Source organism: Asanoa sp. NPDC050611, from assembly GCF_040654855.1.
Lineage (GTDB): Bacteria > Actinomycetota > Actinomycetes > Mycobacteriales > Micromonosporaceae > Asanoa.
The window spans coordinates 1-7,613 of sequence record NZ_JBFAIU010000355.1 but is presented as its reverse complement, the minus strand read 5'-3'; the positions used below and the strand labels follow the sequence as shown (position 1 = coordinate 7,613).

The window sequence follows — 7,613 nt, the reverse complement described above, 5'->3', positions numbered from 1 at the left end:
CCAACCCGCCGCGGCCACCTCGCGGCCGACGCGTCCGCCGGCCGGCGTCCTTCGCCGCCGCCGACGGCGACGTTGCCGCTGGCCCGGCGACCGGTCGGCGGTGGCGGGCGCGTCGTTGGATCGCGGTTGGCGACGTGCCGCCGGTCCGGCGGCCGGTTGCCGGCGGCAGGGCGCGTAGTTGGGTCGCCGGTGGTGAGGCAGTCGGTGGTCCGGCGATCGGTCGGCGGCGGCGGGCTTGCTGTTGGGTCGCCGGTGGTGACGCGGCCGGTGGTCCGGCGATCGGTCGACGGCGGCGGGCTTGCTGTTGGGTCGCCGGTGGTGACGCGGCCGGTGGTCCGGCGATCGGTCGACGGCGGCGGGCTTGCTGTTGGGTCGCCGGCGGTGACGCTGACGGTGGTCTCGCGGATGGTCGATGGCGACGGGCGCGCAGTTGGGTCGCGGTTGGTGACGTTGCTGACGACCGGCAATCGGCAGGTCGCCGAACCCGATCGGCTGCGTGCGAGCCGGGCGCCGACACGCGTTGCGGTTCGGGACAGCGCTGCTCAGCCGACCGGGCGGGGTGGACGTGGGTGGCACCGACCGTGGCCGCGGCGGCCCCTGTTAGGCGCTGCGCCTCCGGCGCGGACGCCAGTTCGCCGGCTGTCGCAGCGTGCGGGCAGACGTGTGATGTGGCTGGCGCCCGTTGGTCAGCTGTCCTCGCGGACGGTCAGGGCCGGGTGCCGGCAGGACCGTAGGCCGCTCGTACCTCATGGATTGCAATGGGTTCGGTTCTGGGGAGGACCATCGTGGATTTCGCATTGAGCGACGAGGAGAAGGCGATCCGGGAAACCGCCCGGACGTTCATCCGCAAAGAGGTGATGCCGCTCGAGCAGGAGGTGCTTCGCCGGGAGCGGGCGCACGAGCCTGGGCTGCGCCTCGACGAGCTGCGTGAGCTGCAGGGCAAGGCGCGGGCGTTCGGGTTCTGGGGGCTCGCGACGCCGGAGGAGTACGGCGGCATGGATCTGCCGGCCGTCGTGCAGTCGCTGATCTGGACCGAGATCGGCCGGTCATGGGTGCCGTTCCGGTTCGGGGGCGAGGCCGACAACATCCTGTTCTTCGCCAACGAGGAGCAGAAGGCCGAATACCTGTTACCCACCATCGAAGGCGAGCGGATCTCCTGCTTCGCGATCACCGAGCCCGGGGCCGGGTCCGACGCCGCCAACATCCGGATGACCGCGCGCCGCGACGGTGACGACTGGATCCTCGACGGCGAGAAGACCTTCATCACCAACGGCAACGACGCCGACTTCGCGATCGTGGTGGCGGTGTCCGATCGCGACCAGGACGTACGCGCCGGCGGGAGCACCGCCTTCCTCGTCGACCGGTCGATGGGCTGGCGCTCGGAGTTCATCCAGACGATGGGCGAGGGCGGCCCGGCCTCGCTGGTGTTCGACTCGGTGCGGGTGCCCGGGCGCAACGTGCTCGGCGAGGTCGGCCAAGGCTTCGCGCTCGGCATGCAGTGGATCGGCAAGGGCCGCTACATCATCCCGTCGCACGCGGTCGGCGTGGCCGAACGGGCTCTGCGCATGGCGATCGAGCACGCGAACACGCGCGAGACGTTCGGCAAGACGCTGTCCACCAACCAGGCGATCCAGTGGATGATCGCCGACTCCGAGACGGAGCTGGAGGCCGCGCGCTGGCTGATCCTGCGGGCGGCATGGACGGTCGACCAGGGCACCGACGCGCGGCACGCGTCGTCGATGGCCAAGTTGTACGGCGCGCGCATGGTCAACGACGTCGTCGACCGCGTGCTGCAGATCCACGGCGGCATGGGCTACACCCGGGAGCTGCCGATCGAACGCTGGTACCGGCAGATGCGCCTGCTCCGCATCTTCGAAGGCACAGACGAGATGCAGCGGCTGATCATCTCCCGCGACCTGCTCCGTGGTTACACCGAGATCGGAGGACACCTGGCATGAAGCGCGAGTTCGCATCCGTGGAGGAGCTGGCCGGCGCCGTCGGCGAGACCCTCGGCCCAGGGGAGTGGCTCGAGATCGACCAGTCCCGGGTCAACCTGTTCGCCGACGCCACCGACGACCACCAGTGGATCCACGTCGACCCGGAACGCGCGGCCCAGGGCCCGTTCGGCGGCCCCGTCGCACATGGGTTCCTGACCCTGTCGCTGCTGCCGTCGCTCGTTGGTGCGCTCTATTCGGTCAAGGGGACGCGGATGGGCGTCAACTACGGCCTCAACAAGGTGCGCTTCCCGGCTCCGGTGCGCGTCGGCACGTCGGTGCGGGTCCGCGCCGAGATCGCCTCGGTCGAACCGGTCCAGGGCGGCGTCCAGCTGGTCGCGAAGGTCACCGTCGAGAGCAACGCCGGCGACAAGCCGGTCTGCGTCGCCGAGACGGTCAGCCGCCTATACGTCTGATACCTGTCGCCGGGGCATGCGGTCACTGACCGGGGGGCATGGGTCGTTGGTGATCGGTGGCGTGAGCATGGAGCGCGGCAAGGGGGCACACTGTTGCCGGCTCCGGGCGTCGGGTTGGTCGCTCGGCGGTCGGGCACGGCGTCGGGCACGGCGGTCGGGTATGGCGGTCGGGTATGGCGGTCGGGCGCCGCTGGCGCGTACCGCCCCTGACCGGCTTGCCGGGATCGCGTTCGCTGGCTTGCGTGATGGCCGCTGCCGCGCATTGCACCCGTGATCGCTGTGCGCACAGCGCCGTCCGTGCTCAGCGCGAGGGCTGAAGGCACGATCAGGGCGCCCAAGGGAGCCGTCGGCAGGACGGACCCGACGACCGAGCAGACCGCTGGGCTTCCGGGTACGCGGCGTCTCGAGTCGTCGGCGATTCGCCTCACCGTCCTCAGCGATGCGGTGGCCTTCGAGGTGCTCGGAACGGCGTGGCGTAATCCGGCCGGCCGGCAGCTGTACGACGTGGGCAGTTGGGGCTACCTACCCTGGATCTTGAGCTTTGTGGTGCTGACCTGCGCGGCGCTCGCACGGGACTTCATCGTCGATCGGCTCAAGGCGGCACTGTCGAGAGCTTTCAAGCGGGACACGACCCGACCCGGCGATCGGCAGCGCGCGCCCGATGTTCGGCGCCGGCGGCCGGCCGGCGGCACCCCGCGCGTGTCGGGCAGGAAGCGCGCTGAGGCGGCAGGGTCTCGGCAAGCCGATCGCCGGTTGTCCACAGGCGAAATCGATGATCCCAAAACTTAACGTCCGGCTGTCAGACTGACCGCATGTACGACTTCGACGTGCTGGTGCTGGGGTCGGGGCCCGGCGGGCAGAAGGCGGCGATCGCGGCGGCCAAGTTGGGCCGGCGGGTCGGGGTGGTCGAGCGCGACAACATGATCGGCGGGGTGTGCATCAACACCGGCACGATTCCGTCCAAGACGTTGCGCGAGGCGGTCCTCTACCTGACGGGCCTCAGTCAACGGGAGATGTACGGGCAGAGCTACCGGGTCAAAGACGACATCACGGTCGCGGATCTCGCGGCGCGGACGCAGCACGTCATCGGGCGCGAGATCGACGTCATCCGCAACCAGCTAACGCGCAACCGTGTGTCGGTGCTCAACGGCTTCGGCAGGTTCGCCGACCCCAACACGTTGACGGTGACCGACGGGCGCGGCCGCGAGTCGCACGCCAGCGCGGCCAAGGTCGTCATCGCGTCCGGCACCCGGCCGGCGCGGCCGTCGTCGGTCGACTTCGACGAGCGCACGATCATCGACTCCGACGGGATCATCAACCTGGAGCGGGTGCCGCGGTCCATGGTGGTCGTCGGCGCCGGCGTGATCGGCATCGAGTACGCCTCGATGTTCGCCGCGCTAGGCACCAAGGTCACGGTCGTCGAGCGGCGCGACCGGATGCTCGAGTTCTGTGACCTCGAGGTGATCGAGGCGCTGAAATACCACCTACGCGACCTGGCGGTGACCTTCCGCTTCGGCGAGTCGGTGGCGTCGGTCGAGCGCTACGCCGAGGGTGCCGTCGCGGTGCTCGAAAGCGGCAAGAAGATCGCCGCCGACACGGTGATGTACTCCGCCGGCCGCCAAGGCACCGCGCCCGACCTGGAACTGTCCGCCGCGGGCCTGTCCGCCGACGCGCGCGGCCGGCTGTCGGTCGACGAGCACTTCCGCACGGCGGTGCCGCACATCTACGCGGTCGGCGACGTGATCGGCTTCCCGGCGCTGGCGTCGACGTCCATGGAGCAGGGCCGTCTGGCCGCGCACCACGCCTGCGACGAGCCGGTCCGGGCGATGCCAGCGCTGCAGCCGATCGGCATCTACACGATCCCCGAGATCAGCTTCATCGGCCGCACCGAGGACGACCTGACCGCGGAGAGCATCCCGTTCGAGGTGGGCATCGCCCGCTACCGCGAGTTGGCGCGCGGCCAGATCATCGGCGACTCCTACGGGATGCTCAAGCTGCTGGTGGCCCCCGAAGACGGCCGACTACTAGGGGTCCACATCTTCGGCACGGGCGCCACGGAACTGGTCCACATCGGCCAGGCGGTGATGGGCTGCAACGGCACGGTCGACTACCTGGTCGACGCGGTATTCAACTACCCGACCCTCGCGGAGGCCTACAAGGTGGCAGCCCTGGACGCGATGAACAAGATGCGCCACCTGTCACGCCTCCAGTGACACGCACTGCGCAGGACTGAGGATCTCGCGGCCGTCGGGGGGCTCGCGGTGGCGCGGTGGCTTGGGCGACGGTGAGGACTGAGGGTCTTGCCGCCGTCGGGCGTGCGCGGTGGCGTGCGGGCTGGGGCGACGGTGAGGACTGAGGACCTCGCCGCCATTGGGCGCTCGCGGGTGGCGCGGGCTCGGGCTGACGGTGTGCGTCGACGCGGACTCGCCAAACGCCTCGACCCGCCAATGCGCGTCCGTCGGACAGTGCGCGCCCGCTCGCGGGTCAATTCCCGAACCCACCACCGCGACAGCAGTCCAGGACTCGGAGCGCGCTGGCGCGTTTGCGATGTCGTGCTCAGAGGGCCGCAACCGCGGTCGCGAACGGCGACCACCGTGCGCAAAGCGCAAACCCGACCCGCCATCATCCTAGGACGCTCTAGGAACTGTGTGACGCCGCGCATTCCGGCAAAGGGTTACTCCGGTCGACTTCGCGACGGACGGGCGGGGAAGGGCGCCTTCGCGGATCAAGCCTGGTAAGACTTTGGAGATGGGCATCGTCTCACCGGGCTTCTTCGGCCGGCGGGGGTCAGGGGACACCAAGCTGCCGCCTGGGCAGTACCTCACCCATGACTTTCCCGTCCTGTCCGCGGGCCCGACACCTCGCATCGACCTCGACTCGTGGCAGTTCGTCGTCAGCACCGAGACCGGGCAGCGCAAGCAGTGGTCCTGGAAAGAGCTGACCGGCCTGCCGGCCGAGGACATCACCAAGGACATCCACTGCGTCACCAAATGGTCCAAGCTCGGCACCAGCTGGAAGGGCGTGCCGGTCGAGACGCTCCTCGCCGACGTGGAGACCGCGGCCGACTACGTGATGGCGCACTCCTACGGCGGGTACACCACCAACCTCCCGTTGGAGGACCTGCTCAACGGGCAGGCGTGGATCGCGTACCAGTACGACGGCGAGCCGCTCGCCCCTGAGCACGGTGGGCCGGCGAGACTGTTGGTTCCACACCTGTACTTCTGGAAGTCCGCCAAGTGGGTGCGTGGGCTGGAGCTCATGCTCGCCAACGAATCGGGCTTCTGGGAGACGGCCGGCTACCACGACTACGGTGACCCATGGCGCGAGCAGCGGTACCAAGGCGACTGACCGGTGGCCGCCTGCAGTGGCGGGTGGCCACCCTCACCGAGCGCCGGCGGGAGACCGACTCCGCGGCGACGCTGGTGTTCGACGTGCCCGACTGGCCCGGCCACCTGCCGGGTCAGCACGTCGACGTCAAGCTGACCGCCGAGGACGGCTATTCCACCGAGCGCAGCTACTCGATCGCGAACCCGGCGCAGGGCGACCGGGTCGAGCTGACCATACAGCGCGTGCACGACGGGGAGGTCTCCCCATATCTGCTGGAGGGGCTGCAGATCGGCGACGCGATCGAGATCCGTGGCCCGATCGGCGGTTGGTTCGTCTGGCGGGACACCGACCAGGACCCGGTCGTGCTCATCGGCGGCGGCTCCGGCGTCGTACCCCTGATGGCCATGGTCCGGGCTCGCAAAGAGGCGGGCAGCCGAACGCCGTTCCGGCTGATCTACTCGGTCCGGACGCCGGAGGACATGCTCTACGCCAACGAGCTGCGGCAGCGCGTGCGGGACGACATGGGGCTCGACATCGCGTACGCGTACACCCGGGAGGCACCGCCCGACTGGCCCGGTGAGGTCGGCCGGCTCAAGCTCGCCACGGTCGCCACCCACGGCTGGCCGCCGGATCTCATGCCGGCCTGCTTCGTCTGCGGCCCGACCGGGTTCGTGGAGACCGTGGCCGACATCCTGGTCGCCCAGGGCCACGACCCCCGCAAGGTCAAAACCGAACGTTTCGGCCCAACCGGAATGTGAACGAAGGGGAGCAGCCGATGTCCGACCTCTACGTCGACGGCAACGCCCTCGCCGGGCCGCTGATGGACATCTTCGCCGTCGACATGTCGATGGCCCAGGGCACGTGCGCGCACTGCGGCGACCGCGGGATGGTCGCCCAGATGCACGTCTACGACCACGCGGCCGGCATGGTCGCCCGGTGCCCGAGCTGTCAGGAAGTCAACATGCGCCTGGTCCGGGGCCCGGACCGGGCGTGGCTAGACCTGCGCGGTGTGGTCGCGCTCGAAATACCACTGGCGGCACCCACCGAACGGGCGTGAAGGGTCGTACGATCGGCGTGATTGGTGGGTGAGCGTTCGTTGAAACAGGGCGAGGTGTGGACGATCGGCCAGCGCGCCGATCTGCGCTACCGCGTGGTGGTCCTCTCCTCGGAAGCCCACAACGACCGCCCCGGCGCGTCCCCGTTCTGCGCGCCGGTCGTCCGCCAGCGCGGCGCCCCGGACGACCTGCCGCCGTTCGCCATCGCCCTGGCCGAAACCGACCCGATCTCGGGCGTGGTCGTCCTCAACCGGATGCGCCGCCTGCCGGCCGCCATCGGCGCGGAACGCCTCGGCCTCCTCACCGGCGCCAGCATGGCGAAGATCGCGACGGCGCTGCGCGAGCTCTTCGACCTTTAAACGCGATTTGCCCGGGTTCGTCGGCGGCACGACCGTTGCTCCCGCCGGACAAATCTCGCTCCGCTTCGAGCCAGGCCCGCGGCGACAAGCCCATTTGGGCTCAACACAGCGGCAAGGCGTCACCAGATCACGTCCGAGCCGCCCACATGGCTACGGTCCGGGCTGACGCCCGGGATGGTCTGGAGCCGGCTGCTTACTACGGTCGTGGCGTCCCGGTTGACCGCGATCGCAGTCCGTCGCCGGCGGCCAGCGGCTGACCACGTGCCCGGCCGGCACCGAGGCGCGGTGGATCGCCATGGCGCGGGAACCGGTGACGTTCTGGTGGACCGTGATCGCAGTCTGTCCGGCGTCGGCGGCCGGCGGCTGGCCACGTGCCCGGCCGGCACCGAGGCGCGGTGGATCGCCATGGCGCGGGAACCGGTGACGTTCTGGTGGACCGTGATCGCAGTCTGTCCGGCGTCG

8 protein-coding genes are annotated in these 7,613 nt (G+C 70.0%); all 8 read left to right on the top strand.

The features are described 5' to 3' along the window. Nucleotides 1–785: 785 nt before the first annotated feature. The 8 genes from AB0H87_RS34715 (at nucleotide 786) to AB0H87_RS34680 (ending at nucleotide 7,151) form a co-directional block, all read left to right on the top strand. Complete coding sequence (locus AB0H87_RS34715) at nucleotides 786–1,958, top strand: acyl-CoA dehydrogenase family protein (RefSeq protein WP_360155597.1); 1,173 nt, start codon at nucleotides 786–788, stop codon at nucleotides 1,956–1,958. After that, entirely contained in the window at nucleotides 1,955–2,410 is a 456-nt protein-coding gene (locus AB0H87_RS34710) for a MaoC family dehydratase (protein WP_360155594.1), read from the top strand. The genes AB0H87_RS34715 and AB0H87_RS34710 overlap by 4 nt, the downstream gene beginning before the upstream one ends. Nucleotides 2,411–2,680: 270 nt before the next feature. Next, nucleotides 2,681–3,199, top strand: coding sequence for a hypothetical protein (locus tag AB0H87_RS34705; RefSeq protein ID WP_360155591.1), 519 nt, complete (start codon nucleotides 2,681–2,683; stop codon nucleotides 3,197–3,199). 23 nt (nucleotides 3,200–3,222) lie between these two features. Further along, nucleotides 3,223–4,623, top strand: a complete 1,401-nt coding sequence (sthA, locus tag AB0H87_RS34700) for a Si-specific NAD(P)(+) transhydrogenase (RefSeq protein WP_360155588.1) — start codon at nucleotides 3,223–3,225, stop codon at nucleotides 4,621–4,623. A gap of 535 nt (nucleotides 4,624–5,158) precedes the next feature. Then, nucleotides 5,159–5,758 (top strand): sulfite oxidase-like oxidoreductase, encoded by a 600-nt coding sequence (locus tag AB0H87_RS34695; protein WP_360155585.1) that lies wholly within the window; start codon nucleotides 5,159–5,161, stop codon nucleotides 5,756–5,758. After that, nucleotides 5,728–6,495 (top strand): ferredoxin reductase, encoded by a 768-nt coding sequence (locus AB0H87_RS34690; protein WP_360155582.1) that lies wholly within the window; start codon nucleotides 5,728–5,730, stop codon nucleotides 6,493–6,495. The genes AB0H87_RS34695 and AB0H87_RS34690 overlap by 31 nt, the downstream gene beginning before the upstream one ends. A 17-nt stretch (nucleotides 6,496–6,512) precedes the next feature. Continuing rightward, nucleotides 6,513–6,794 (top strand): DUF6510 family protein, encoded by a 282-nt coding sequence (locus AB0H87_RS34685; protein WP_360155580.1) that lies wholly within the window; start codon nucleotides 6,513–6,515, stop codon nucleotides 6,792–6,794. Between the two features lie 24 nt (nucleotides 6,795–6,818). Then, on the top strand, nucleotides 6,819–7,151 hold the full coding sequence (locus AB0H87_RS34680; protein WP_360155600.1) for a type II toxin-antitoxin system PemK/MazF family toxin: 333 nt from the start codon (nucleotides 6,819–6,821) through the stop codon (nucleotides 7,149–7,151). Nucleotides 7,152–7,613 lie beyond the last annotated feature (462 nt).

What these genes read in the sequence shown, in the direction of transcription:
- AB0H87_RS34685 (WP_360155580.1), top strand. Translation starts at nt 6,513, where the DNA reads ATGTCCGACCTCTACGTCGACGGCAACGCCCTCGCCGGGCCGCTGATG.
- AB0H87_RS34690 (WP_360155582.1), top strand. Translation starts at nt 5,728, where the DNA reads ATGGCGCGAGCAGCGGTACCAAGGCGACTGACCGGTGGCCGCCTGCAG.
- AB0H87_RS34695 (WP_360155585.1), top strand. Translation starts at nt 5,159, where the DNA reads ATGGGCATCGTCTCACCGGGCTTCTTCGGCCGGCGGGGGTCAGGGGAC.
- sthA (WP_360155588.1), top strand. Translation starts at nt 3,223, where the DNA reads ATGTACGACTTCGACGTGCTGGTGCTGGGGTCGGGGCCCGGCGGGCAG.
- AB0H87_RS34710 (WP_360155594.1), top strand. Translation starts at nt 1,955, where the DNA reads ATGAAGCGCGAGTTCGCATCCGTGGAGGAGCTGGCCGGCGCCGTCGGC.